The organism is Paraburkholderia sp. BL18I3N2 (assembly GCF_003001875.1).
GTDB lineage: Bacteria > Pseudomonadota > Gammaproteobacteria > Burkholderiales > Burkholderiaceae > Paraburkholderia > Paraburkholderia phytofirmans.
Genome location: NZ_PVNC01000013.1, coordinates 1 through 25,797 on the forward strand (window position 1 = coordinate 1; position 25,797 = coordinate 25,797).

Below are 25,797 nucleotides of genomic sequence, written 5' to 3' on the forward strand. Positions count from 1 at the left end.
GGTCCTGTTCTTCTTTGTCACGGTTGCTTCGGTCATAGGACGTTATTTCCGTTATCGTCTCATGACCTCGGCACACAGAAAATCTGACAGGCTCCGCCGCCGCACCTCCCTTCAATCTCATCGCCGGTTCGACCCCGACACGACATCGATCCACACGGCCAGCACGAGAATGCTGCCCTTCACGATCATCTGCCAATAAGCGTCGACGTCGAGCATCGACATACCGTTGTCGAGGCTCGCCATCACGAGCGCGCCGATCAGCGCGCCATAGACCGTGCCGGAACCGCCGCGCATCGACGTCCCGCCGATAAAGCACGCGGCAATTGCATCGAGCTCGCCCATCGATCCCGCCGACGGCGAACCCGCCGCCAGCCGCGCCGTATTGACGATGCCGCCGAATGCGCACATAAGCCCCATCAGCGCGAAGATCGCCAGCTTCACGCGATTGGTGTTGACGCCAGAGAGCCGCGTCGCTTCAAGATTCGAACCGACCGCATAGATACGCCGCCCGAACACGGTCTGCGTGGCGATCCACGTGAAAATACCCAGCATCGCGAGCAGCAACAGAACCGGCACCGGAATACCGCCGTAACGATCGAGCGTGGCGACGAAGCCCGCGAGAATCACACCCGCGCCAACCACTTTCACGACGTCCTGCCAGAACGGCACCACGCGTAACTGATAGCGCTCGCGATTGCGCCGCTGCCGTATCGTCAGAAACGCCAGCAGCAGAAACAACACCACCGCGAGCGTATCGCCCGCGAGCCGCGGCAAATACCCTTGCCCGACGAACACGAAGCTGTCCGACACGGGCGCAATCGTCGAGCCGCCTGTCACGCCGAGCAGAATGCCGCGATACGCGAGCATGCCGCCGAGCCCAACGATAAACGAAGGCACGCGCCGGTAAGTCGACCACCATCCGTTGAACATGCCGACTAGCACGCCGAGCAGCATCACCACCGGCAACGTGACGCCGATCGGCCAGTGACGGTTGACGTCGAGTATCGCCGCCACGCCGCCGAGCAAACCGAGCAGCGACCCGACCGACAGATCGATCTCGCCGGCGATGATCACGAACACCATGCCGCATGCGAGCATGCCGGTAATCGACATCTGCCGCAGCAGGTTCGACAGATTGCGCGGCGTGACGAACGCGCCGTGCGTGAGCGTTGAAAAGAAAATCCAGATCGCCGCCACGGCGATCAACAGCGCGAGAATCTTGTAGCGCGCGAACAATTGCTGAATACGCTGCGGACCGCCGAATGCGCCTCGCGGCGCGGCTTCGTCGGCGCGTTGGGAAGTAACGTCGGGCGTCATGCGGCACTCGCTGCGGTTGGGTTCGGGGATCGCTGCACGGGACGGATCGCGGCGCTGAGAATGTCCTCTTGCGTGAGGCCGTCGTTGACGAAATCGCCTCGCAACTCGCCTTCGCCGATCACCAGCACGCGATCGCTGATGCCCAGCACTTCGGGTAATTCAGAGGACACCATCACGATCGACATGCCGCGCTGCGCCAGTTGAAAGATCAGCTTGTAGATTTCATATTTCGCGCCGACGTCGACGCCGCGCGTGGGTTCGTCGAGAATCAGCACTTTCGGATTGGTCAGCAACATGCGCGTCAACACGGCCTTTTGCTGATTGCCGCCCGACAGACTCGCAATCGACAACATGGGATGCGCGGCGCGCACCGAAAGCCGCTTCATCTCCGTATTAATCGTATCGAGTTCGGCTGCGGAATCGATTCGCCCGCCCGACGCAAAGCGCTGCAACACCGCCAGCGTGATGTTGTGGCCGACGCTCAGCCCCGGCACGATACCGTGGCGTTTGCGATCTTCCGGCACCATGCCGATGCCCGCGCGAATCGCATCGACGGGAGCGCGAATCTTGAGCGGCTTGCCGTCCATCACCACGGTCGCCTCGCTCACGCCGGGATACGCGCCGAAGATCGCCTGCATCAACTCTGTGCGCCCCGCGCCGACCAGACCGGCCACGCCGAGAATCTCGCCGTGCCGCAGCGCGAACGACACGTCGTTCACACGCTTGCGGCGCGGATTGGTCACGTCGAAACAGGTGACGTGACGCGCTTCGAAGATCACATCGCCGATCGGATGCGGCTCGCGTGGAAACAGGTTCTTGATCTCGCGGCCCACCATCAATGAAATGATGCGGTCGGTGGTAAGTGCGCGCATTGGCTCGGTCGCGACATGGCGGCCGTCGCGAATCACGCTGATCGTGTCGCAAACGGCCGCCACTTCATCGAGCTTGTGCGAGATGTACACGCAGGCCACGCCGCGCCGCTTCAGATCGCGCACGATGTCGAGCAGAATCCGGATCTCGGAAGAAGTCAGCGAAGAAGACGGTTCATCGAGAATCAGCAGCTTGGCTCGCTTGTTCAGCGCCTTCGCAATCTCGATCAACTGTTGATGGCCGCCGCCATAGTTCATCACCGGCTGCGCGGCATTGATTCCGCTAATGCCGAGTTCGCGCAGCAGTTCGTCCGCGCGCTGGTACATCGCGGCGTAATTCATGCGGCCACCGGGCAGCGTGATTTCATTGCCGAGAAAGATGTTCTCCGCCACCGACAGTTCCGGCACCAGCATCAACTCCTGGTGAATGATGATGATGCCGGCGCGTTCGGTGTCGCGTACGCTGGCGGCTTTCAGCGGCTCGCCTTCCCAGATGATTTCGCCGTCCCACGTGCCCCACGGATATACGCCTGAGAGCACTTTCATCAGCGTCGATTTGCCTGCGCCGTTCTCGCCGCACAGGCCCACGCACTCGCCGGGAGCGACCGTGAGGTCGATACCGTCGAGCGCCTTTACGCCGGAAAACGCCTTGACGATGCCGCGCATCGTCATGAGAGCTTGCGTCATTCGCTATGCCTCGCTGCAAGGCGCGCGGCGGCGCCGATGCGTATGAAACGCATCGAGGACCGCCGCGCACACGTTACGCTCATTGGCTCGCGAGCTGGGCCTGGCTGTAGAAGCCGTCCTTGACGACTACATCGACATTGCTCTTGGTGAGCAACGTGGGTTGCAGGAGCACCGTGTCGACTTTCTTCTTGCCGTTGTCGTATTGCGAGTTAAAGGCGGGTTTTTCGCCCTTTGCAAGCGCGACGGAGAGCTTGGCTGCTTCGCCGGCAATCAGTTTGAGCGGCTTGTAGACGGTCATGGTCTGCGTGCCGGCAATCACACGCTTCACGGCCGCGAGGTCCGCGTCCTGGCCCGACACCGGCACCTTGCCCGCCATGTGCTGCGCGGCGAGCGCCTGGATCGCGCCACCCGCGGTGCCGTCGTTCGATGCGACGATCGCGTCGATCTTGTTGTTATTCGCCGTCAGCGCATCTTCGACAATGCGCAGCGCCGTGGACGCGCTCCATTCCGGTACCCACTGCTGACCGACTACTTTGATATCGCCCTTATCGATGGCGGGCTTTAGTATCTTGAGCTGACCTTCGCGCAGCATCTTGGCGTTGTTGTCGGTCGGCGCGCCGCCGAGCAGGAAGTAGTTGCCCTTCGGTTGCGCGTTGTAGACGCCTTGCGCCTGCAATTCGCCGACCTTTTCGTTATCGAACGAGATATAGGCGTCTACGTCGGCGTCGAGAATCAGGCGGTCATATGAAACGACCTTGATGCCCGCTTTCCTCGCTTCGGCGACTACGTTGCCGAGCGTCTTCGAATTGAACGGCACGATCACGATGACATCGACGCCGCGCGAGATCAGGTTTTCAATCTGCGAAATCTGGCGCGCTTCGCTCGCGTCGGCGGATTGCACCGACACTTTCGCGCCGAGTTTTTCCGCTGCGGCAACGAAATAGTCGCGATCGCGCGACCAGCGCTCGACGCGCAGATCGTCGATACAGAAGCCAATTTCAGGGTGATCCTTGCTTGCATGCGCGAGCGGCGCGACAAGCGACAGGCTGGCGAGCACCGCTCCACACACGAGCGAACTCAATACGGTACGACGCGTTGCGAATTTCATCTCTGTCTCCTTCTTCTGATAGCCGGAATACCGGATTGGACGGTTTGCGCTGCGAGCTGCAAGACCGGACAAGCGACAACCCAAAGCTTCTATTCACGCGGTCGACATGGCCACGCAATTTTTATTTAGTGTTGCGACTTCTTGATGCAGTGCTTCCTGAAACGCTGATCAACGTCCGCTGTAAATCGCCTGATTCACGATGTTTTCCATCAACTCCTGATGGCCGCTTGCGTGCTGCGGGTTCAGACCGCGCGCCATTGCGTCCTCAGCCAGCGTGGAGAGCGAATAATCGCCGGAAGAAATCTTGCGGCCAAACTCCGCGTCCCAGCCCGCGTAGCGTTGGCGTTTGAATTGATCGAGACGATCGTTTTCGATCAGCACCGCCGCGCGCTCGACGGCGAGCGCGAGATTGTCGATCGCACCGATGTGGCCGTAGAACAGATCTTCCGGATCGACGCTTTGGCGCCGCACTTTCGAATCGAAATTCATGCCGCCGGTTGTGAAGCCGCCGTGTTTGAGAATTTCGTAGAAGGCGAGCGTCAGCTCTTCCACACTATTTGGGAATTGATCCGTATCCCAGCCGTTTTGCGGATCGCCGCGATTCGCATCGACGCTGCCGAAAATACCCAGCGCGTAAGCCGTGGCGATCTCGTGATGAAACGAGTGCCCGGCTAGCGTCGCATGATTGGCCTCGATGTTCACGCGAATCTCTTTGTCGAGCCCGTGTTGCAGCAAAAATCCATGCACGGTCGCGACGTCGTAATCGTATTGATGCTTGGTCGGTTCCTGCGGCTTGGGTTCGATCAACAGCGAGCCTTTGAAGCCGATCTTGTGCGCATGGTCGACGACCATATGCAAAAAACGGGCGAGTTGAGCGCGTTCACGCACGAGGTCGGTATTGAGCAGGGTGTCATAACCTTCGCGGCCGCCCCACAGTACATAGTTATCGCCGCCCAGCCGTTGCGTCGCATCGAGCGCGTGGCGCACCTGCGTCGCCGCAAATGCGAACACCTCCGGATCGGGACTGGTCGCGGCACCGGCCGCGTAACGCGGATGCGAGAACAGATTGGCCGTGCCCCACAGCAGCTTGATACCCGTGCTCTCCTGCTTGCGCGCCAGATAGTCGGTGATGCGCAGAAAGTTTTCGCTGTACTCCTTCAGACTCGACCCTTCGGGCGAGACGTCGGTATCATGAAACGTGTAGTACGGCGTGCCCAGCTTCGAGAAGAACTCGAATGCGGAATCCGCCTTTTGCTGCGCTCGTTCCATTGCGTCGCCGGCTTGCTGCCAAGGACGCCGAAACGTGCCTTGCCCGAAAATATCCACGCCCGGCCAGACAAACGTATGCCAGTAGCAAACGGCAATGCGCAGATGTTCTTCGAGTGTCTTGCCGAGCACCTTTTTGCTTTTATCGTAGTGACGGTACGCAAGCGGATTATCCGATTGAGGGCCTTCGTAGCGGATCTCGGGAATGTGTTCGAAGTAAGACATCAGCGTCTCCAGTTTATGGTGCACCGCAACCCGTGCGACGTCGCCGCGCCGGTCGACAAGGTGACGCCATGCTGCCGCTTGCACGATGCGTCGGCAATTGCGAAATTGCGCAGCGTGCTTGATGTTTCTTACCGCCCTTGATTTTGTTTCGCACCGGCGCGCGATTCGGGGCCTAGAATAACCAGACGCTTAAAACTGGTGCTGTTCAATTAAGCATCCAACAGGAGACGAAGGTGTGACGGGCCGTTGGCCCGTGCGCCGCTCACCGCCATGACCCGTCCGCAAACACCACAGACGACCCATCGGATCGCGCTGCTGTTCAACGCGAACAAGGTCTACGACCGCGAGATCATCACCGGTATCGGCAACTACCTGCTGTCCACGCGCGTGGCGTGGGATCTGTTTCTCGAAGAAGATTTTCGCTGCCGGCTGACGGGCATCGAGCGCTTCGACGGCGACGGCATCATCGCGGATTTCGACGATCCCGCAGTGGGCGAAGCGCTGCGCGATTGTCCGCTGCCAGTGGTCGCCGTGGGTTCGTCGTTCGAAGATCCGGCGCACTATCCTCCGGATTTACCCTATATCGCCACCGACAACAGCAAGCTCGTCTCGCTCGCTTATACGCATCTGATCGGCGCGGGCCTCGAGCACTTCGCGCTGTACAGCTTGCCGCAGGCCCAGGAGAACCGCTGGGCGCAACAGCGAGAACTCGCGTTCGCTCATTTGCGCAGCGCGGATGGACATAGCGCCGAGCAGATCGATGGCGAGATGTATCGCGGGCTGTCGACCAGCGCGCCCTCATGGAACCAGGCGACCGAGCAACTCACCACGTGGCTGCGGGATTTGCCGAAGCCGGTCGGCATCATCGCCGTGACCGATGCGCGTGCGCGGCATCTGCTTCAGGCGTGTTTGATTGCCGGCATTCCCGTGCCCGAAGAAGTCGCGATCATCGGCATCGACAATGATCCGTTGACGCGTACGTTGACGCGCATTCCGCTTTCTTCGGTCATTCAGGGCACCGAGGAAATGGGCCGCACCGCGGCTCACCTCTTGCATCAAATGCTGCGTGGTGCGCGCTTTCCCGGGCGGCGCATTCTCGTTCCGCCGGTAGGCATCAACGTGCTCGAATCGACGAAGCACGAACCGCTGGCGAGTCCGTATGTCATGCGGGCGCGGCACTTCATTCGACAGTACGCATGCCAGGGCATTCGCACCGAACAGGTGGCCGACTATGTGGGCGTGTCGCGTTCGTCGCTCGAAGAGTACTTTCGGCGCGAACGGCAGTGCACCGTGCATCAGGAAATCCTGCGCCATAAACTCGATGTCGCGAAGGCACTGCTGGCGAAGCGCGATGCGTCGAGCGCGGAGGTGGCGATCCGTTGCGGCTTCACGTCGCTGCAATATATGTACGCGGTGTTTCGCCGTGAACTCGGCTGTACGCCGCGCGAATACCAGGAGCAGGCGAATTCGACGTCCGCGCCGGGCTGAGCATGCCTATTCTCTTTTCTTTTCACTGACGACATGATCAGCATCGCACAACTTTCTTCCGAGCCGTGGGGCACATTGCGCGGCGGCGATTCGGTTCGACTCTTCACGTTGCGCAATGCGCACGGTATGAAAGTCGCCATCAGCGATCTCGGCGCGACCCTGGTCTCGTGGCATGCGCCGGATCGCTCCGGCGTGCTCGGCGATATTCTGCTCGGCCACGACACGCCCGCTGAATATGTGGCGGCCACCACTTATATGGGTGGACTGATCGGTCGCTGGGCGAACCGCATTGCCGATGCACGCTTTACGCTCGACGGCATTGAGTACACGCTCGATCGCAATGAAGGCGCGAATCTGCTGCATGGCGGCACGGTTGGTTTTCATCGCGCGCTGTGGGACGTGAGTGAGGACAACGGTGCGTTGCTCATGCGGTTGGAGTCGCCCGAAGGCGATGCCGGCTTTCCGGGCAACGTGACTACGCAAGTGCGCTACTCGCTCGACGACGATGGCACGCTAACCATCGCCTACGAAGCAATCACCGACGCCGCGACGCCGCTCAATCTGACGAGCCATCCGTACTTCAATCTCACAGGCCGGCCGGGGGCCGACATTCGCGGCCACGTGTTGTCGATCGATGCCGACCGCTTCTTTGAAGTCGATGCCGCGATGATTCCGTGCAAGCTCGCGGAAGTCGCAGGCAATGCCTTCGATTTCCGGCAGAGCGCACCGATCGGCGCGCGGCTCGACTGGCCGCACGCGCAGTTGGCGACAGCCGGCGGTTTCGATCACTGCTACATGCTGCACGATGCACGCGACGCCGGCAAAAACGGCGCCACTCCACCGTTGCGCCAGGTTGCCTGCGCTTACGATCCCGGCAGCGGACGCGAATTGACCGTCTCGACCGATCAACGCGGCTTACAGTTTTATAGCGGCAACTGGTTAAAGGGCGACACAGGACGCGGCGGCGTTGCGTATCAAGCGCATGCCGGTTTGTGTCTCGAAGCGGGCGGTTTTCCGAACCAGGTCAATATGGCTGAGCAGGACGACGTGATCGTGCGAGCCGGCGACACGTATCGGCAAGTGACTGCGTACCGTGTCGATGTACGCCAAGGCGTGTGACGCGATTACTCGTATATTGCGAACGACATTACATCGAGCCGACTTACTGTTTGTGGCAACACTGAATTACCGCATCAGGGGTTTCCCCTGGAACACGCCCTTCCTAGAATCCGTGCATGGTGCCGAAGATTGCTGCGGCGCCCAATAAAATATTCTCGGAGGGAAGCATCATGAAATCGCTTATCAAAGCCGTGGCGCTAGTGGTGGTGTTTGCAGCACCGGTGGCATCGTTCGCACAATCCGAGCAACCGGTCACGCGCGCCGAGGTCAAGGCGCAGTTGAAGCAGATCGAACAGGCCGGCTATAACCCCGCGGTCGCAACCGACTCCACCTACCCTGCTGACATTCAAGCAGCCGAAGCACGCGTCGCCGCACAGAACAGTGGAGCGACGGGATATGGTCCTTCCACCGCTGGTTCGTCGGAAACCGGCTCTAATGTTCCTGCTGGGAATCCGAATCTGCAAGGTCAGTAGTACGCAATCTGTTTTAGGCAATTCGATGCGAGCGCATGGTTCAGGCATGCGCTCGTGTTTGCGCGTCGAATGCGTGACTATGACAGAGCGATGTCAGAAAATCCTTTGACGAAAAAAAATAATGGCTCAGCTATGCTAAGGCGGCAGTTCGATGGTTCTCCGTCATTGCCGCGCCTCCAGCCATTCCTGTGAATACCGACAAAATCGCGTCGCTTCACTAGACAGTCGACCCGCCGCGCATTTTCGCATTTGCCTTGTTGCGTGATCCGCGTTTGTCCGCCTCTGGCCACTCGGACATGGCAACGTCGATGATGCTGCTGCCAAGCGCTTCGCCCGATGCGCCCGCCTGTGGAAGATTCAAAACGGCCTGCAAAACGCCGAGATAGTACCAGGCAAAGGCGTCCACATCGGTCCCCGGGGCAACTTCGCCATTCGCCACGCCTTCCCGCAGTAGATCCGCAAAGAATTTCATTTGCGCCGTTTGCCGCGTTGCGAATTCAAGCTCCGTAGAGATTCCGGAATCGTCCGTATTTCAAGGCGTTCCAGCGGAATCAGTCTAGGCAATCCTATGATGAATGGCGTCGATTCGGCCATTTAAAAAATCAATTACGCGCAAACCTTTGCGCCAAGCTCTCCAGCCTTTGCCCTCCTTCAGCGATGCGACAGCGGGCCGTAATACCAGATGCATGGGCGTGAAGGTTTTGCCCTGCGACCCGACGGCTCGAATCCCCCTCCCCGTGTACCAACGATTGGCAACTGGAGTTGAAATATGAATCTCAGCAATCTGTCAGTGAAGGCAAAACTCACGGGAGCCTTTGGCGTGCTGGCCGCTATTGTCCTTATCGTGTCAGGCATTTCGTTGAAGTCACTGAACGATGCCAACGACCGGTTCGCAAATTTCGTGTTGGGCGTCAATGCCCGCGCCGATATGGCTGCGCAGGTTCGAACCGCGGTTGACCGACGTGCGATCGCCGCACGCAACATGGCGCTCGTGACCACGCCGGGCGATTTCGAAATGGAAAAGGCCGCGGAAGCGCAGGCCCAGATGGATGTCCAGTCGAACATCGCGAAACTTAACCAGATGGTTTCGTCCGCGACCGATGCGACGGAAAAGACCCGCAGCCTTGTGAGCGAAATCAACCGAATCGAAACAGCTTATGCACCTGTCGCCCAGGCAATCGTTGCTCTCGCCGTTGGAGGCAAGCGCGACGAGGCGGTGAAGAAAATTGACGACGATTGTCGGCCGCTGCTCGCCGCCCTGGTCAAGGCAACGGACGACTACGCGCAATACACGCGCACCCGTGAACAGGAACTCGTCCAACAGTCCGAAGAACATTACGCAGCGCAGCGGAGCTTGCTGATGGCGATCTGTCTCGCCGCTGTTGCGTTGGCGGTCGTGGCGGGCATGGTTATCACGCGAGGACTGCTGCGTGCACTCGGCGCCGAGCCGGTGGCCCTCGGTGAGGTCACACGGCGCGTCGCCGCTGGCGATCTGAGTCCCGTCGCGGGCGCGAAGAATGCGCCGGGCGGGAGCGTGCTCGCGTCAATGGGCGAAATGCAGGCAAGTCTCGTCAGCCTGATCGGTCAGGTGCGTACCGCCGCAGACAGTATCGCGACCGGCTCCAGCCAGATTGCTTCGGGCAACGTCGATCTTTCGTCCCGCACCGAACAACAGGCCGCGTCGCTGCAGGAAACCGCGTCGAGCATGGAAGAGCTGACTTCGACAGTGAAGCAGAACGCGGAGAACGCTCAGCAGGCAAGCTCGCTTTCCGCCAACGCGTCCGAAGTGGCGCTGAAGGGCAACGAGGTAGTGAGTCAGGTCGTCGGTACGATGGGCGAGATCAGCACGAGCTCGACCCAGATCGCGGAGATCACGGGAATCATCGAAGGTATCGCGTTCCAGACCAACATCCTGGCGCTGAACGCGGCCGTGGAGGCGGCCCGGGCAGGCGAACAGGGCCGTGGATTCGCGGTGGTGGCAAGCGAAGTCCGCAGCCTCGCGCAACGTTCGTCCAGCGCGGCGAAGGAAATCAAGGATCTGATCAACGCGTCCGTCCAGAAAATCCATGACGGATCATTGCTCGCGAGTCAGGCGGGAAAGACGATGTCGGAGGTCACGCAGGCTGTCGCGCGAGTGACCGACATCATGGGCGAAATCGCCGCCGCGTCGACGGAACAAAGCCGGGGCATCGAACAGGTCAACCACGCGATCACGCAGATGGACGAGGTCACGCAGCAGAATGCTGCGCTCGTGGAGGAAGCGGCGGCCGCATCCAAGTCGCTCGAAGACCAGGGGCGGCAACTCAATAAAGCCATTTCGTTCTTTCGTCTGGATGCCGGCGCCGTTTCGCATGTAACGGATGGACAGGCATCTTCAGTCCATCGTCAGGTGCCACGCAAACAGCCTGTACGGCGGACCATTGGGAACACCGCGGCGGCGGGCCGTCCGGCAGGCGCGGCGACAACGGCCATTAATAACGATGGCTGGGATAAGTTCTGAGTCTGGTTGAACGAAGTAGTCAGCGGAGCCGGCCATGGAGATAAGCGAAAAGATCAGCGTACGCAAGCTTCTTGTTTCGGTGGAGTTTAAGGGGTAGGTTTTTGTGGTCGTTTTGTGAGTGCTTGTGAAGGAGGCGCATGCGCACCGCTTGTGCATCGCGCCTCGCTTCGTTGATGCTTTTGGTTCACCGCTATCCGTTGATCAGTGCCGCACGGGGACCAAGTGCTGTGTTTGCGTTTTTACGATCGATGCGGTTTTCGCGGGCGTTCTCTTCCGCTTTGCGACGTTGACGGTGGATTGTGATCCAGTCGCGATCTTCGATGCTTCCGCGAGAAGGCGTGTTGCGTGGCTGGCCGTGAGGCGGGATTGAGAAACGCCTTTTGCATCGAGTGCGATCACCTGGAAAAGCTCGCGGTCGTTTTCGAGGTCTTGCTGATATTGCTCTGCTGTGTCCACAAGCAGCTCAAGCATGGTCTGGCGACGGCGTCTTTCGTCGCTCGTGATGGGAGGATTCCTACATATAGAAGACGCGAGTGTGATCAGCGTGTTCAGTTGGCTCAATTGCCGGTCGCAGAAGTCGAATGCAGATAGGGCGAGTTTTTCGTAATGGAGTGCGTCGACAGGTGGGCGTGAAACGGTTTGACTCTTGATGGACTTGGTCATTTTGCGATCTCCCTGATACCTACTTAGATCGCCCGACACTCGCTTTGGGAAGTGGGTGAGCGGGCACGTAGCGGGATTGACAGACCGTGATCGCAACGAAACGGCGAGCCTTGCGGCTCTCCCACTACGACCCGCCCATTGAAATATAGACGTGCAGCAGTAGACGCACGACCCGCTGGGCGGGTGTGCGGTTACGATCGCAGGCTGTCAAACCTGGCCGCCGGGTGTTTCCCGATGGCTTGATGATTATAAATCAGGTGGGATTATGAGAGGATAATTGGGCGGGTTAAAGGGTTGATTTAGAGTGATCGGACGGCCAATGTTGCTGGCGCAGGTCCGGCGAAGGTCTGCCTAGCGGCCCAACCCGCGCGTTGCAGAAGCCAAGTCCTGACCTGACGCAATGACGGTGCATCGGTCGGAGCGGCCGCTTACGACTCGCCTCCCACGCTCCACGAACGGCCGTTTACATGCAAGGCCTGAGACCGTAGTCGACCCATCATGGACATTTACCTTGCTCACGAACATGTCCGTTGAAGGTTCGGAAACGGCCTCTCGCGGTGCATTCAAGAATGGTGACCACAGGCCGATGCTTGCCAATATATTGCCCCTTGTGCTGACAACAAGATCGTTAGAATGATTGCCGCTGAACCAACGTCCGTTCTCGGGGAGTGATCATATCGTGAGAAATAAACTTCTCAGAAGAGCTTGCCAATTTGGATGAAGCGAAGTGCTGCGGAGGCGAAGTGGTACAGTTCACCGTCGTTGACATCGGTTCGCGTGTGACCGCCGGAGGTGTCGTGGTGAAACATCGCAGCGTACTCGTTGAACGCAAGTAGCTCTGGCACAAGCGGCTGCAACATGTGTATTGGATTGCTAGTTTGAGCGTCCTTGATGAGCTGAATCATCGCCCCGACCGTCTGGCCCTCGGCGAATCGGCCCAAAAAGCATCGGTGGAGGTGGCCTTCAACGAGCAGTCTGAGCGCTTGCGCCACTTCGAGCATGTTAACTTGTGCCGCTCCCGTCATGTACATCTCAACGCGCCGATAGCGCTTGTAGTAGGGCGACGCGCAGAATTCATCTAGGTCGAACTGATCTATGACGGTGAAGTTCTCCGGCCCGCGTCGCAGCTCTAGCGAAACGACCTCCCCGCCAACCTTGGTCACACGTTTTTGAATGTCGCGGAGGAAGTAGGCGTCGTGGCCCAGAGCGATAATTTGCTTGCACTCCAGACTGATTGCCAGAGCGGTTTCCACTGTTTTTGCACGACGGTGGAGGTCCAAGCTGGTGAAGACATCATCGAGGACAACGACAGCCTGGGCACGATCAGGATCTGCGAACAGTCGGGCTAAGAAAAGTGCGAACGCAAGGGTGCGCTTGTCACCTTCGCTTAGGACGGTATGGAACGTCAACGCCCCTCCGTTCGCTGGACCAACAGGCACTAATGCACCGCGTACTTCGAGCACGTACTCGCTACGCGGCACACCGCCACCCATATAGTTAGGTTTCAACTCACGAATCGAGAACGGTGCGCCGAAGTCCCGCAGGCGAGCATTGATTGCTTCTTGGAAGGTAGCAAGCGACTCGGTCATGAGCTGATCCAGCTTCTTGCGAGCTGCAAGTTTCTTCCGTTCCGCTTCCTGTCGTTCGCCTTCGGCCTTCGTCCGTTCGGCCAGATGTTGCGTAACTTCGGGGGCATTGCGGACCATCCGGAGTTCGATGAGGCGTCGCTGCGCCTGCAGGGCTGCCGTATCGGATTGCGCAAGGCCATTCTTGTACTTCGTAACCTCTTCGTTCAGCGCCTGTATCGCATCGTTGTGCCGAGCGACATTATCTGAGATCTCCTGCAGGATGGTCGCGGCTTGCTCCAGTGGCCCGACGTCGACTGACTCTAGAGGCTTTGCGGTTTTTTCCGCGACAAGGACGTTGACTATCGCACGTGCCTTGTCTATTTCCTCGTGCGCAGCGTCCATGCTGAAGACGGGCAGATCAAGCCGTAGTAGGCCCGACCAACCTTCCTGAGCGCCGGTGTTGAAGTCGATGGTCGCGCGCCATTCGTGAACAAGAACTCCACTGACTTGATGGTCGGCCAGCCCCTGTAGAGAAGCTACGCGCTGCAGGTGCTCTTTGTATGCCTGATTGAAGTAGTCCTTGTAGGCTTGAAGCAGCGCCAATCCGGCCGTCTCCTGCCCGCAGAAGGGGCAGTGTTCCTCTGGCTTATGGTGAAGTCCTTCATTGACCCAGCGTTCTGTCTCACGACCAAGGTGTGCGTCGAAGTGCTTTCGCACCGCTGCTTCTGCATCCTCCTGCAGTCTTTCAAAGTGTGACTCAAGGATTGTGCGGATGTTATCGAAGTTGTAGACCAGCGCGCTCAGGAGTCGAAAACCCTGACGCCCTAGAATTTGTTGAACGCTGCGGGCTTCGTTCAGCTGCTTGTCGAGTTTGGCAAGCAGTTGGGGACCATCGGCGACAGGCTGCAAATCTAGGAAAGCCGCGAGCGTTGTACCTCGGTGATAGCCCTGCAGGGCCGTCTCGGTGGCTGTGACTTTTTGGGTAGCGCCTCGCTGCGCATCCGACTGTTTCTGGAACTCTTCGCGTTGGACAACCGCGTCGGCGCCCAACGCAAGCTCCAACAGAGACGCACGCTGGTCAGGCGTCACGGCCGCGCCCGCATAGACGTTACGCTCGACGAACTCCTGATTGAATACATGAAGGTTAGGGGCCGCGGCGGACCATGCGTTGCCATCGAATGAAATGGTCGAACCGCCGCCGGAAGTTTGGAAACGTAGATGAACAGCCTGGTTGCCTGTTGCACCGATGGTCTTGCGGGCCTGAATGGCTTGCGCATCCCCCGCTCCGCAAGCGCGCAGCAAGGCCGAGAGTGTCGACTTGCCTCGTGCATTGTCAGCGTAGACAACCGTGACCTTCTTCAGCGTGACAGCCGACGGCACGCCGGCCTTGAACACGCCTACGTTATCCACCCGAATGATTTTCTCAAGCATCACGCTCCCCCGTCACTGATCATGCGCCCGTTTATACGTTGCTTACTTTTAGCCTGCGTTCCTGCGCAATTTACGAGGGTCATTCTAGAGCGGCTGAATCGATATTGGCTTGTGTATGTCGATATTTCGTTTGACGGAGTGACGTCCAGCAGCGCGCTATAGTCCTTGAGGCGGCGGACGGCCGCTCCGGCGGCATGCTGGAGGCGTAGTCGTACGCTACGGCCGACTCAGTTGAATGTCTGCATATCGACATCTGAGGCGCCGCGCACGGCACTCGCAAATTGAACCGGCTCGCCCCAGGAATCGTCCTCCGACGTCCCTTCTCCAAACGGCGGCACGCCGCTCATCAACAGACGTTCACCAAGCGACGCGAAGGACCGCTCATGGCCGCACCTTGCCCCACGGTCGTGCGCGGCGATCGCGCCGGGCGTGCATTTCATGCAAGAGGCATAACGCGACCCGAAGCAGTCGCTCGTACTCGACGAAAGCGGACGTTCCAAGTGCTCAACGAAGCAATCGCCAATATCACATGGGAAGTCCACCGTACGCACGTTGGAACGTTTACCACGCCTCGCCATCGGAAAGGTCGTCATCTATACCAACGCGATAATTTGCGCCAACAACTAGCCCATCCCATTCGGGAAAGCCGCCTTCTTCGACGATCTTGCAAATTGCCTGTCCGCACAGTCTTAATCCCGACGCAAGCGTTTTCTTTACCTCTTCTGCGGATGTTTTTGTCGGAGCGACGGCTCCGCTATGGGCCGCAAACGATCGATAACTGTAGAGCTTGTTGAACGTATCGAAGAGTTCGGCCCTGTGTTGACCGTTCCTCCCCAGAAGCCAAGCACCCCTGAGTCGGAACTGCAGGGAAAGCTGTTCCTTCGATGGTTGGTGAGCAAGCAACAGGGACTCCAAGGCAATCCCTAAGTCGAGCGCACGGTCTACGCTATCTTGATGCTTCACAGCCTCGTTTAGGCGGTGAAGCGGAACCTGGAGTTTCTTTTTTACAGACGGGCTGAGGTTTGAGTATTTATCGGCGACGCTTCGAAGTTCATCGAGATTCTCAGCGCTTAGCTCACGGCTGGTGAAAACCCGAGTTTCGTTACGTGCCCGGCCCCAACTAAACCCGACGTGGCCCTTCATGAATTCACCATCAGCGAGTTCTGAGTACGACTTAAAAACAACGGGCGAAGACGGGCCAGCGACGGTCAGAATATCTGCGACTTGGTAGATCGTTGGAGTATCGGCGGGATGAGAGAAACTCGGCAGTTTATCGAGAAGTTTTGGTTTGGCCTCGCGGATGGAATACAGCGCCGCTCCGGGCTTCCTCTCTTCTTCGTCCAAAAGATGCGACATCGAAAATGGCAGCGCAGGCTGCGGGGTGCCGCGGAATCGAAGATATGTTTGGAGGGTCGAAGAAGGCACAGCTGACAGCGGGCAAAGAAAGATACCCGAAACAATCTCTGTTGTTTCTCGAACGCTGACGCCCTCCAGCAGCAGAACGTCAATACACCGGTTGGATTCAGCGGCAAGAAACGCGTCCATGGAAGCTATTGCTTGATCGACCCCGCGTTCTATTGCTTGTGCAATTAACGCTCGCAATAGAAACATGACGCCGAAGGAGGCAGCCATTGTTCCTTGGTTGAAGATTAATTGATCCAGTCGCGCGATTTCAGGATCCTTGCAGGCTTCGATCAGAAGGTCGTCGGGCACCTGGATGATGGCGGGCTCAAGCGGGTGTGAATTTTCAAAGCGAAATTTCGAGTGATCTGCATTACGTGCAACGGCTTGCGCTAAAACTGTCTTCAAAGTCATTCGTGACACAGGTTTTCTCTCATTGATGGGGACACTTTTAGGAACGTGCTATCCCTTGGGCGGCTTCGAAGCTTTAGTTCGAGCGCCTCTCAACGACATTCGCCCTATAGCCCGTTATCTATGCAATAAAATCGCGTGGTCGGATTGTGGCATTGGTTGCTTCTAATTGTCGACGATCCATACGAGGTTGTTGAATGACCGAAGGTGGCCGGCTGGCGCCCGACGCGGAACTACCCGGAAGCGAACCTCCAGATGGGAATACCACGCAGCGAGGAAATTCCACAGGCCGAACAAGTGCCCGTTCATCACACCATCTTCGAACGCATCTCAATCGCTCGTCGCACTTTTACTGCCGCCCCTTAATACTCAACCGCCCCCAACAACGCCGGCGCCCCAAACTCCCCCACCTTCGCATTCGACTTCTGGAAATAAAGCGTCCAGAACTCCTTCAAAGCACCCATAGTCTGCGGATCACGATAAACGTTCTTAACCTTCACATCCCCAGCCAACAACCCCGCGCCGATCACATAAACCCGCGCCCCACCGAAATCCCCAATCAATCCCGCAGCCGCCGCCTTCTTCATCTCCACCTGCGGATCAATCCGCCGAACGGCGTTGTGCGAATAAAAACTAGACACAGAGCTGTTCTCCAGCATATCCGACGCAAGCAACACAACCTTATCTGAAGCAGGCGAAGCGCGAACCTTATCGCTGATATCCTTCAACGCCGCCAGAATGTCCGACTTCGCCAGATCATTCGTAGCCACCGACTCGACACGCGCAATCGACGTAAGCAGCGCCTTCTTCGCAAAAGCCGACTGCCCCGTCATACACGCATCAAAGCTCCGCAACGCGCGTTCACTAATATCGTCCCGCAATTTCTCAGGTATCGGCGACTCGATAACGCCGCGCGTCACGACCTCGGTGTAATGCCCTTGCGAGAAAGCCGAAAAATCGAACAGCGTATAGGCGCCCGCGGGCCTAATGGCCTTCCCGGCCATCTCCGCAATCTGGGCCTGCAACTTCTCATCGAAAACCGTCGTCTGGTCGATGGCAATGAAAAGCTCGTGATCGACGCCGCCGTCTACCGGCTTGATGTGATTGGCAGCGTAGCAACTCGGAATATCGTTCGTGACGCCGGCTTGTGCCGACACCGCAATCGCGGTTAAACACGCTGCCGCGACTACGTGAGTGAAATGTTTAATCATTGGCGTCGAATCAAGCCTTGAAAAGATCATCGAGTTCGGATTCCAGCGCGAGCTTAGCCTTCTCAGCCCGCTCTTTCCGAAGCTTGATCGCACTGACCACTTCAGTTCGCACCGACTCATCAAGGCCGTAAATCAGTTCCTTCTTACGTGCCACATCAGACTCGGCTTCAATCTTCGTGACTAGCGCATCAATGCTCGCGGTCGCCGGCACTTCGTCAGACGCTGCTGCAGATACCGCGACAACCTTCGCGGGCGCATCGGTCGCAACGCTTACGGATGCTGCTTGCCGTGCCGTCATCTGAGGCTCCGGCGTATCGACGACCACCGTCGCCGCAGTTGTCGAACGAACCACCCCGCTTTCCAGATCGGTGAAATTCCGATGCTCCAGCACATAGTCCCGGAACGTCTTCGAGAAGGTCTTGCCCGAGATATCCGCGTTCTCAGCCATCCGCTTCTGAAGGTTCTCCAACTGCGACTGCGCAATAGCCCGGAACGGTGCGTAGTAGTTGTTGTAGTCCTCGAACGTCTTGAAGCCTTTCGTCGTTTTCCACGCGGCGAGACTTTCCCGCCCACCGAACCCCCACGCAAAGCCACCAAAGATACCCACGATCTGCGTGACCACAAAAATCACAGCCAGCGTGATAAAGGCCGCAGCACCTTCGCTTCGAGTCGACGACGATTCCTCTGCTTTCGCACGATCGTCAGCCGCTTTCTGACTGGCGACGAGTTCGGCCGGCATCGCGTTAGCCGTCGCGAACGGATTACCGGCGTCAGCGCTCTGGCTCACGCCCATCGCTTCACGCGTCTGTTCCGCGTTGAGGTTGCTCCAACGCATCCACGTCGACGTCCCTGCAATCACGATAATGACCGCAACGGTCAACGCCACCATGAAATAGCTGTGACTCGTGCCGACGCGATTGGCAACCTGCGTGTAGTCGGGTTCGCCATCATCGACGGACTGATCGTCGTCGAGTTTGACCTTGCGGCTCGAAAAGCGCTCTTGCGATTTGTCCTGCTTCCATTGCTTCCGGCATCGCGCAACGAGATTCGAACGATAGAGCTGGTGCCCCGCAACGTGCGTCAGAAACACCATGATCACGCACAGCACGAACACGATAGCCACCATCAACAAGGTGTGCGTATTCGCGCTGCCATCACGGGCCATCCAGCTGCCCAGCAGATATGAAAACCCAAGACCCTCGGCGATAACAAGTACGCTCAGCAGCGTGAGAAGCCACAACGGCGTCGGCGAACGTCCGCTGTCGTCCGACTTCGCGAGATATTCATTGCGCTTGCTGAACTCGGCTTTCGACAGATACGAAATGAACTTGTTGTAGTCGCCGCACAGCGTACGCTCGGAATCCGTCCAACCGTCCTTACCGTGAATACCATGGCGCGACAGACGCGCCGTCTTCCCGAGAACAGGGAACGTGTACTTCCAATGATTGAGCCAGAACTCGAGTGTCGAGCGGAAAGAGAATGCGCCCACCGCAAGCAGCACCACGACGATGCACCAGATAGCCGGGCCCAAATTGGCCTGAATGAAATCCATCATGTTCGTTATTACCCTCTTGTTAGGTGCGTGCGATGACCGGCACGTAATTCACCGTGAAATACTGACTGCTCTTGCGGCGCACGAGCTCACCGGACGTCGCCTTGCCATTCGAGAAGATGATGTCGGCACAGTCGAACACGCCGCTGTTGTTCACGAAGACCCGATACAAGACGCCGCCCTTCACCGCGTAGGCGTTCACATCGGGAGACAAAGTCACTTGCGGCGAGCCGTTCGGACCAGCGCTCCGGCCAAAGTCTTTCCATACGAGCAGCGTCGGCTTTGCCCCTGCGGTCGCACCGTTGCGCAGGACAGAGACATCCTTGAGCGCGAGATACTGTCCGTTCAGCGCGGCGCCCCAGCTGCTTCCATACAGATTCGGCAAGTGATCGCGCACGGGCACTGCCCGGTCATCGGCAACGGACTTCATCGCTCGCGAAACGCGCGGCCGGTCGTTCACGCAGCTCTTCGCCACCGGCGCCTCATCGGCTACCGCTGAAGAGAAGACCGAGAGTGTCGAGGACGATGCCGGCAAAGCTGCAAATTGGAGGCCAAGCGTCGCAGGGAGCGCCTCATGCCAGCCGAAATCGATGCCATCGGACGACGCTGAACGAGTGGATGCAACTGGCGTAGCAGGCGCGGCATTCGATGCGGCTGTCGTGTTGGCCGACACGGGAGCCGATGCTGCGCGCGCGGGCGTGGCGCCGGCCACCGCGGTCTCTGTCGCAGCGCGATTTTTGGTAGCTGTGCGACGCGCCGCTTTGGTCGTCGGGTTACCAGAAGTTAAAGGCGCCGTCCCCGCAGCAGCCTGATCGGACTGAGCAGTCACCGCGCGGTAGTACTGGTATTTAGGCACGCGGCTGCTCGCGTAGCTTTGCAAAATGTCGGTCCTGGCGCCGCTGAGATCGACGATCTCGACCCGCCGGTTAGCCGAACTACCCTCTGCAGTGTGATTATCGGCAATCGGCAAGGTCTCGCCTGCGCCCTGGTAGAACACGTTCTCCGGCGCAATGCCGTGGTCCGCGAACAGCCGCGCGACGGCTCGAGCGCGGCGCTCCGACAGCTCCGCGTTCAGTTCCGAACTGCCGGTGTCGTCCGTATGGCCGATGAGCAGGATTTTCGCTTGAGCCGCTGCTGCTTTGTCGGCCGCGCTCGACGCCTCGGCTACCCGACTGGACGTGCGATATTGCTCGGCAATCTCAGCGAAATAGACCGCCGCGTCCGGCGTCAATTCGGCCGAGCCTGTTTCGAATTGAGTATGTCGCGCGGTGTCGACGATCGTGAAGGAACTGCCGACCTGCTCGGTCTTGCCGGTATCCGGAGCACGCGCCTCAAGCGCGGTCGCCGTGTAGGTGAGGTCGTGCTTGGCAGCGATTTTCGACAATGCGCAGCGCCGGCTATCGACCGCATGTCCAATGAGGCCGCCGGCCAGGCCGCCTGCGGCGCCGGCGATCGCCGCGGCCGCAACCTTGTTTTTGTTGGCGATGACCGCGCCTAGAACAGCACCAAGCCCGACACCGACTGCGATGCCAATGTTCCGGTTGCTATTTGCGCATGGGTCGGGGTTTGCAAATGTGCTCTCGAACACATTCAAGTCTGCGGTTTTGTCCGGATCCGCCGGCGCCCCGCTAGTCTGCTGGAAGCCGCCGGGATTAGCACATCCAGACAACGCGAAAACGGTGATCGTAGCGAGCCAAAGCGGCCTCGCTTTTCCTATTCCTCTCACTGAGAAACCCCTCGGTCGATATATTTTTAATTGCGCCAACGCGTGCATCGGCATTGGAAACGCCGTGACGCTGTCGAGACAAGCGCTCACATATCGATATCGGCTGGGGTGGGGTGAACTTTAGGAATATTTGTGTGGGACGATGGCGGTGAACGTGCGCCGTCGTTGCTGACCCACAGACGCCATGCAGGCGCGTCCGCCATCATTTTTGTTACCATTGCCGCTTAATTTGAATGAGCGCCATGGCAAACGGCAACAAAACCTTCTATCTCCCCTGGATCGACGGCCTCAGGGCAGTCGCGGCTTTGTCAGTCGTCGTGCATCACAGCGATCTTCTGGCGGAGCCGTCGATAGCTGCATTCAGGAATTTCCTCGGGTGGTTCGGGGTTGATCTGTTCCTTGTACTAAGTGCGTTTCTTCTGTCACGCCTTCTGCTTATCGAACGAGAAACGACGGGCGACGTCAGCATCCTCAACTTTTATATTCGTCGGGCCTTGCGCATCTGGCCGCTATATCTGTCGTTCGTCACGCTCGCGCTGCTTTGGGGTCTGCTTTGGGGCAGTCAAGACACTGTGCAGCTGTTCGGCTGGTACGTTTCTCACCTGACCTTTACCCAGAACATCGAGGCGGCGTATCACGGATACACGCCGTTTCCGTTCTCGTCGCATTTATGGACGATCGCGCTCGAAGAGCAGGCTTATTTGCTAATCCCCATCGCAACCGCAACGTACTTTTCGCGTGGTCACGTACGAGGCTTGAAAATGGCGCTCGCTGCGGCGGCGATAGGCTTTATGTTGATGCGTCTCGGCGTCGTGCTGATCGGTCGTAGCCATCCATTCGTATGGGTGTCGCCGCTAAGAGCCGACACGTTTCTGTTCGGGATATTCATGGGCCTCGGCACTTCAGTAGGAGAATCTGTGGATTTGCAGGCGCGCAAGTCATTGCTTTCTGCTACCGCCGCTTTGTTGATACTCTCGGCGCTCGTATGGATGGGGCCGCCCGGTATCTCGCGAGTCTGCGAGGTGATTGGTTATCCTGTCATGGCGTTCGCGTGCTGTCTGATTGTCTACGCGGTCTCGATGTCATCGAAGCTGCGCGCAGCGTTGGGTTGCCGCCCTATGCGGCACCTAGGGAAGATTTCGTACGGGATTTATGTGTTCCACATTTTTGCTCTGACGGAGACCGCTAAAGTCCTGGATCAACTCGAAGTGCACAACCGGTTCTCGAGATTCGCTGTCGCCGCCGTGGCCACGGTCTTGCTCGCGGACGCTTCCTATAGGCTTCTTGAGCGCCCTTTCCTGCTCTTGAAGAACCGTTTCACCTCGGTACAGAGTCGCCCCGCCTGAAGTCGCAGGATAGACTCCTGCCTGCATATGCCGACTCCGGCGAACGGGCGTCATGCTCGGCATGGTTGGGCGGTTTTGGCTGAAACACTAGCGCTTCCTTGCGTGCTGCCCTAGCGTATTCCGTGTCAACGCTGGTGCAAAAACAACTCTGCGCTGGAGTTTCCGTAATCGCGGGCGGTCGACGCATCAACCCTGCCAGCGGGCCGATACTGCGGAAGCTCCCGGATCGCATGTGCGACCGCCGAGCTGCCAGGCAAGTCTCTCTCGGTCGCTACGACTACATCGGCAGGACAGTTTTCGATGGCTCGTTTGACGGCTTTTTCATCGAAACGCAGCGTGACAGCCGTAACGGTCAAATTACTGACGCCGTAACACGGCGGGCGAAGACCCGTGAGCGGATACAGTATCAGCATTGCCGCGCTCGTACTCAGAGTGGCGTTGGCGGGAGCAACGCGTCTGATTTCATCGGCCATGAGCAGATAATTGCTACGCTGAATCGACTCGTTGGCCCAATATTTGCCGTGCGTTTCCTTGAAAGCGGGGTAAGTGAGTCCCCAAAACAGGCTGCGTTGATAGTCAAGCTGCGGCCGCACGAGTAGTAAGGAGACACCAATGCACAAGCAGCTGCAAATAAGCTTCTGCGCCCGACCAGTGAATTTGCAAGCGCTCCAACCCAAGCTCGTGATACCGCAAAGACCGATCAGCGACCACGAGAAGTGATAAGGCAGACCCAGCTTCGCGAGCGGTTCAACGAACGGAATCAAGGCAACTGCGGCCCAGAAAGCGAGAGGCTTTAGATATTGCTTCGTTCTTCCGCGAATCGACGCGAAGACGATGCATGCCGTCGCCGCCAAGCTCATGACCAGCCCTGCGGTAGCTGCCTGCGCAGCGAGTTGCCCACTCGACTTGAAGAGCTTCCATCGCATATCGCCGAACGCCCCATACCCGGTGCCACTATCAACGTAACCCGCTATAAAGCTGGAAACGCCGCCCGAGCCTCGCAGGGCGATTGCCAGGATAAGTATGAGCGATCCAGCCGCCAGCCCGCCTGCAACGTAGTACATCAACCTGCGAGTGCCCCGCTCCACGAAGATTGAGACCGCCCCCAACACAGCAAAAAGAAGTAGCGTTTCTCGCAAAAGTACGCCGAGCGCGACGAGTACGCCCATGGCAAAGTATCTGGACGAACTGGCTTGCTGCTCGGACAAGAACAGGATCACCGCATAGAGCAATGGACACAGCGCTATGAAAAAGCTGTTCTTGAACCCATATTGGATGAATGTCGGGTGGTTCAGCAGCGCAAAAAACAGCGCGGTGATGAGCGCACTCGCTGTCAGGCTTCCACTCAAGCGCGCTGATATTCGCAGCATCAAGACAGCGGCCAGCGCGTCCGGAACGATATCAATCAGTCGCAAGGCAAAAATAGGATTGACCTTAAGCGAGTAGACGAAAGACGTCATCAACGGGTAGAGCATCAACATGCCGTCATTCGGAAGACGCAGGTCTTGCGATAACCGGTCATGAATAATCAGCGCGTAGTACGCGTAGATGCCTTCGTCTGTGGACGGATAGCCGCCGACGACCGCCAGCCGCAGCGCAACAACGATTAACACGACGAACAAAGCAGCGGCAACTATCCCTATGCGCTGGCTGCGCGCACCCGAGGTTAGCTCCGATCTCAATGTTACGCTGCGGTACATTCGGTCAACCCTGCTTTGACGCTAGATTTTTTATCAGGGCGAGATAGTCATCGTAGTCCCGAATATAGTCCTCTTCCTTGTACATATCAGACGCGAGAATCAGCGCGACCGAGCCCGGATCGAAATTGACCTCTGCTGCCCAAATTAGCGGGGGGACGTGCAGGCCCTTCCATGGCCGATTCAAATGGATGCGCGTGCGGTTCTTGCCATCATCGACCTCGACATCGAAGCTACCCGAGAGACAGATGATCAACTGATTCAGCGAATGGTGCGCATGTGCGCCCCGGCTTTCTTCAGTGGGCACGTCGTATAAGTAGAAAACTCGTTGGATCGCGAACGGGACATGTTTATCGCTTTCAATAAACGTGAGATTGCCTCGTGGATCGGTGATCTTCGGCAGCTCGTAGAGCTTGCAGTCGGAAATGGCAGGCATAGTATTCATCGGCCTATTCACGGAAGATTGCACGGGTGAGAATGAACATCGCGGGAACTGTCACACAAACGACGATGAGTGGCGCGACCTGCGTCGGAACGTGCAGCACATGTACGCAAAACCTCAATATGCCTAATCCGAGCGCATAGTTGAGCAGGTAAGCCAGCGGATATGACGCTGCAGTCCGCACGCTCAGATTTTTTTTGAATACCCACTTGGCACTTAGCAGATAACCCAGCGCGATCCCGACCGCGTATGTGACTGTGTAAGCCCACGTGTACGGGAGAAACTTCAGCAAGAGCAGGTAAAGGAGGTACGTAGCGAGGGTATTGAAAACGCCCGAAACCAGGAATCGCCTGAACCTCATCTTTACCAGACCTGCTCGATAACTGTCTCAGGGCGCCGGTTTGTTTCTTCAAAAATCCGCCACAAGTACTCACCAATCAAGCCAAGCATGACAATCACGAGTCCCAGCATGAAGGAAATCAGAGAGACAATCGTCGCAAATCCGGGAACGGAAATGTTGTGAAGGAATGCGCCGATAACAACAATGAGTCCGTAGACAAAACTGCACACTGAGATCACGGCGCCGACGCCCGAAATCACCCGAATTGGCGTGATTGAGAATCCCAGCATGATGTCGAGAAACGCTGAAAATTTCTTGGCAAACGTCCAACCCGACTTCCCGTGGCGACGCGCCGGACGGTGATAGGTGATGACGCTGGGCTCGTAACCCAGCCAATAAGCGAGGAGTGGCGTAAAAACCGATTTCGAACTATTCAGAAGGTGGGGCAACAGCGCCTTGTCCATCAACGCCATGTCATACCCGCCGTCGGGGTAGTCGCGAATGACCAGAGCACGCAGCAATTTATAGTGAATACGCGAGAAGATCTTCGACATGACCGGATCATCTCGGGTGACACGCTCGCAAATAACAAATTTGGAACCGGCGAGCCACCGGTCGACCATCTCATTGATCAGCCCAGGCGGATCCTGCAGATCCGCGGCAACAACGATGAATGCGTCACCTGTCACGAAGCGGAAGCCGGTCTTCGAACAGTGAACCGCCCCGAAGTTGCGAGTCAGCTTGACGACCGTGGTGGCAGGCCGGCTGCTCTTGAACTCCAACAGCAGTTCCAGAGAATTATCCTTTGAGCCGTCATCGACGAAGATAAGCTCAAGCAGGATATCGCGGGCGAGCAAGCCCTGTTCGAGCGCGACTAGCTGCGGGAACAGGTGCGGCAGACTTCCGGCATTGAAATACACCGGAACGATCAAGGATATTTTTTTCTGACTCACAATC

At 58.0% G+C, this 25,797-nt stretch carries 20 protein-coding genes; 5 read left to right on the forward strand and 15 right to left on the reverse strand.

Annotated elements, in window-relative coordinates; translation table 11 throughout:
• Window positions 1–117: 117 nt before the first annotated feature.
• The 4 genes from B0G75_RS27255 to xylA form a co-directional block, all read right to left on the reverse strand.
• Complete coding sequence (locus B0G75_RS27255) at window positions 118–1,317, reverse strand: sugar ABC transporter permease (protein ID WP_106313076.1); 1,200 nt, start codon at window positions 1,315–1,317, stop codon at window positions 118–120.
• Entirely contained in the window at window positions 1,314–2,873 is a 1,560-nt protein-coding gene (gene xylG, locus B0G75_RS27260; protein WP_106313079.1) for a D-xylose ABC transporter ATP-binding protein, read from the reverse strand. The genes B0G75_RS27255 and xylG overlap by 4 nt, the downstream gene beginning before the upstream one ends.
• Window positions 2,874–2,952: 79 nt before the next feature.
• A complete protein-coding gene (gene xylF, locus B0G75_RS27265; RefSeq protein ID WP_106313082.1) occupies window positions 2,953–3,981 on the reverse strand; it encodes a D-xylose ABC transporter substrate-binding protein in 1,029 nt (342 codons plus the stop codon).
• A 168-nt stretch (window positions 3,982–4,149) separates the two neighbouring features.
• Window positions 4,150–5,472: a xylose isomerase gene (gene xylA, locus B0G75_RS27270; RefSeq protein ID WP_106313085.1), complete on the reverse strand. Its 1,323-nt coding sequence runs from the start codon at window positions 5,470–5,472 to the stop codon at window positions 4,150–4,152.
• A gap of 270 nt (window positions 5,473–5,742) precedes the next feature.
• Here xylA and B0G75_RS27275 point away from each other — a divergent pair, with 270 nt between their 5' ends.
• The 3 genes from B0G75_RS27275 (at window position 5,743) to B0G75_RS27285 (ending at window position 8,552) form a co-directional block, all read left to right on the forward strand.
• The gene (locus tag B0G75_RS27275; RefSeq protein ID WP_106313342.1) at window positions 5,743–6,960 is read left to right on the forward strand and encodes a DNA-binding transcriptional regulator; all 1,218 of its coding nucleotides are present in this window, start codon (window positions 5,743–5,745) and stop codon (window positions 6,958–6,960) included.
• A 33-nt stretch (window positions 6,961–6,993) separates the two neighbouring features.
• Window positions 6,994–8,079, forward strand: coding sequence for an aldose epimerase family protein (locus B0G75_RS27280; RefSeq protein WP_106313088.1), 1,086 nt, complete (start codon window positions 6,994–6,996; stop codon window positions 8,077–8,079).
• 170 nt (window positions 8,080–8,249) lie between these two features.
• Window positions 8,250–8,552: a DUF4148 domain-containing protein gene (locus B0G75_RS27285; RefSeq protein ID WP_106313343.1), complete on the forward strand. Its 303-nt coding sequence runs from the start codon at window positions 8,250–8,252 to the stop codon at window positions 8,550–8,552.
• Window positions 8,553–8,769: 217 nt separating this feature from the next.
• On the opposite strand, the gene B0G75_RS27290 is transcribed toward B0G75_RS27285, so the two are convergent.
• The gene (locus tag B0G75_RS27290; protein WP_258194719.1) at window positions 8,770–9,024 is read right to left on the reverse strand and encodes a hypothetical protein; all 255 of its coding nucleotides are present in this window, start codon (window positions 9,022–9,024) and stop codon (window positions 8,770–8,772) included.
• A gap of 297 nt (window positions 9,025–9,321) precedes the next feature.
• On the opposite strand from B0G75_RS27290, the gene B0G75_RS27295 reads away from it, so the two are divergent.
• Window positions 9,322–11,052 carry a methyl-accepting chemotaxis protein gene (locus B0G75_RS27295; protein WP_106313091.1) on the forward strand — a complete coding sequence of 577 codons (1,731 nt, stop codon included), beginning with the start codon at window positions 9,322–9,324 and terminating at the stop codon, window positions 11,050–11,052.
• 201 nt (window positions 11,053–11,253) lie between these two features.
• Here B0G75_RS27295 and B0G75_RS27300 read toward each other — a convergent pair whose 3' ends face one another.
• From B0G75_RS27300 to B0G75_RS27330, 6 genes are all read right to left on the reverse strand, one after another.
• Window positions 11,254–11,715 carry a hypothetical protein gene (locus B0G75_RS27300; protein WP_106313094.1) on the reverse strand — a complete coding sequence of 154 codons (462 nt, stop codon included), beginning with the start codon at window positions 11,713–11,715 and terminating at the stop codon, window positions 11,254–11,256.
• A 695-nt stretch (window positions 11,716–12,410) separates the two neighbouring features.
• The gene (locus B0G75_RS27305) at window positions 12,411–14,714 is read right to left on the reverse strand and encodes an AAA family ATPase (RefSeq protein WP_106313097.1); all 2,304 of its coding nucleotides are present in this window, start codon (window positions 14,712–14,714) and stop codon (window positions 12,411–12,413) included.
• 561 nt (window positions 14,715–15,275) lie between these two features.
• Window positions 15,276–16,529, reverse strand: a complete 1,254-nt coding sequence (locus tag B0G75_RS27315) for a HEPN domain-containing protein (protein ID WP_106313103.1) — start codon at window positions 16,527–16,529, stop codon at window positions 15,276–15,278.
• Between the two features lie 359 nt (window positions 16,530–16,888).
• On the reverse strand, window positions 16,889–17,767 hold the full coding sequence (locus B0G75_RS27320) for a hypothetical protein (RefSeq protein WP_258194721.1): 879 nt from the start codon (window positions 17,765–17,767) through the stop codon (window positions 16,889–16,891).
• Window positions 17,748–19,292 carry a hypothetical protein gene (locus B0G75_RS27325; protein WP_146142542.1) on the reverse strand — a complete coding sequence of 515 codons (1,545 nt, stop codon included), beginning with the start codon at window positions 19,290–19,292 and terminating at the stop codon, window positions 17,748–17,750. Before B0G75_RS27325 ends, B0G75_RS27320 begins: the two co-directional genes overlap by 20 nt.
• Before the next feature lie 19 nt (window positions 19,293–19,311).
• Window positions 19,312–20,673: an OmpA family protein gene (locus tag B0G75_RS27330; protein WP_181309361.1), complete on the reverse strand. Its 1,362-nt coding sequence runs from the start codon at window positions 20,671–20,673 to the stop codon at window positions 19,312–19,314.
• 584 nt (window positions 20,674–21,257) lie between these two features.
• Here B0G75_RS27330 and B0G75_RS27335 point away from each other — a divergent pair.
• Window positions 21,258–22,361 (forward strand): acyltransferase, encoded by a 1,104-nt coding sequence (locus B0G75_RS27335; protein WP_181309362.1) that lies wholly within the window; start codon window positions 21,258–21,260, stop codon window positions 22,359–22,361.
• A gap of 125 nt (window positions 22,362–22,486) precedes the next feature.
• Here the strand turns inward: B0G75_RS27335 and B0G75_RS27340 are convergent, their stop codons facing one another.
• The 4 genes from B0G75_RS27340 to B0G75_RS27355 are packed head-to-tail and all read right to left on the reverse strand — an operon-like array spanning window position 22,487 to window position 25,793.
• On the reverse strand, window positions 22,487–24,061 hold the full coding sequence (locus tag B0G75_RS27340; RefSeq protein WP_106313115.1) for a hypothetical protein: 1,575 nt from the start codon (window positions 24,059–24,061) through the stop codon (window positions 22,487–22,489).
• Between the two features lie 4 nt (window positions 24,062–24,065).
• Window positions 24,066–24,503: an FdtA/QdtA family cupin domain-containing protein gene (locus B0G75_RS27345; protein WP_374956922.1), complete on the reverse strand. Its 438-nt coding sequence runs from the start codon at window positions 24,501–24,503 to the stop codon at window positions 24,066–24,068.
• A 4-nt stretch (window positions 24,504–24,507) separates the two neighbouring features.
• On the reverse strand, window positions 24,508–24,861 hold the full coding sequence (locus B0G75_RS27350; protein ID WP_106313121.1) for a GtrA family protein: 354 nt from the start codon (window positions 24,859–24,861) through the stop codon (window positions 24,508–24,510).
• A gap of 2 nt (window positions 24,862–24,863) precedes the next feature.
• Window positions 24,864–25,793, reverse strand: a complete 930-nt coding sequence (locus tag B0G75_RS27355; protein WP_106313124.1) for a glycosyltransferase family 2 protein — start codon at window positions 25,791–25,793, stop codon at window positions 24,864–24,866.
• Window positions 25,794–25,797: the final 4 nt, after the last annotated feature.

What these genes read in the sequence shown, in the direction of transcription:
- B0G75_RS27255 (WP_106313076.1), bottom strand. Translation starts at nt 1,317, where the DNA reads ATGACGCCCGACGTTACTTCCCAACGCGCCGACGAAGCCGCGCCGCGA.
- xylG (WP_106313079.1), bottom strand. Translation starts at nt 2,873, where the DNA reads ATGACGCAAGCTCTCATGACGATGCGCGGCATCGTCAAGGCGTTTTCC.
- xylF (WP_106313082.1), bottom strand. Translation starts at nt 3,981, where the DNA reads ATGAAATTCGCAACGCGTCGTACCGTATTGAGTTCGCTCGTGTGTGGA.
- xylA (WP_106313085.1), bottom strand. Translation starts at nt 5,472, where the DNA reads ATGTCTTACTTCGAACACATTCCCGAGATCCGCTACGAAGGCCCTCAA.
- B0G75_RS27275 (WP_106313342.1), top strand. Translation starts at nt 5,743, where the DNA reads ATGACCCGTCCGCAAACACCACAGACGACCCATCGGATCGCGCTGCTG.
- B0G75_RS27280 (WP_106313088.1), top strand. Translation starts at nt 6,994, where the DNA reads ATGATCAGCATCGCACAACTTTCTTCCGAGCCGTGGGGCACATTGCGC.
- B0G75_RS27285 (WP_106313343.1), top strand. Translation starts at nt 8,250, where the DNA reads ATGAAATCGCTTATCAAAGCCGTGGCGCTAGTGGTGGTGTTTGCAGCA.
- B0G75_RS27290 (WP_258194719.1), bottom strand. Translation starts at nt 9,024, where the DNA reads ATGAAATTCTTTGCGGATCTACTGCGGGAAGGCGTGGCGAATGGCGAA.
- B0G75_RS27295 (WP_106313091.1), top strand. Translation starts at nt 9,322, where the DNA reads ATGAATCTCAGCAATCTGTCAGTGAAGGCAAAACTCACGGGAGCCTTT.
- B0G75_RS27300 (WP_106313094.1), bottom strand. Translation starts at nt 11,715, where the DNA reads ATGACCAAGTCCATCAAGAGTCAAACCGTTTCACGCCCACCTGTCGAC.
- B0G75_RS27305 (WP_106313097.1), bottom strand. Translation starts at nt 14,714, where the DNA reads ATGCTTGAGAAAATCATTCGGGTGGATAACGTAGGCGTGTTCAAGGCC.
- B0G75_RS27315 (WP_106313103.1), bottom strand. Translation starts at nt 16,529, where the DNA reads ATGACTTTGAAGACAGTTTTAGCGCAAGCCGTTGCACGTAATGCAGAT.
- B0G75_RS27320 (WP_258194721.1), bottom strand. Translation starts at nt 17,767, where the DNA reads ATGATCTTTTCAAGGCTTGATTCGACGCCAATGATTAAACATTTCACT.
- B0G75_RS27325 (WP_146142542.1), bottom strand. Translation starts at nt 19,292, where the DNA reads ATGATGGATTTCATTCAGGCCAATTTGGGCCCGGCTATCTGGTGCATC.
- B0G75_RS27335 (WP_181309362.1), top strand. Translation starts at nt 21,258, where the DNA reads ATGGCAAACGGCAACAAAACCTTCTATCTCCCCTGGATCGACGGCCTC.
- B0G75_RS27340 (WP_106313115.1), bottom strand. Translation starts at nt 24,061, where the DNA reads ATGTACCGCAGCGTAACATTGAGATCGGAGCTAACCTCGGGTGCGCGC.
- B0G75_RS27345 (WP_374956922.1), bottom strand. Translation starts at nt 24,503, where the DNA reads ATGAATACTATGCCTGCCATTTCCGACTGCAAGCTCTACGAGCTGCCG.
- B0G75_RS27350 (WP_106313121.1), bottom strand. Translation starts at nt 24,861, where the DNA reads ATGAGGTTCAGGCGATTCCTGGTTTCGGGCGTTTTCAATACCCTCGCT.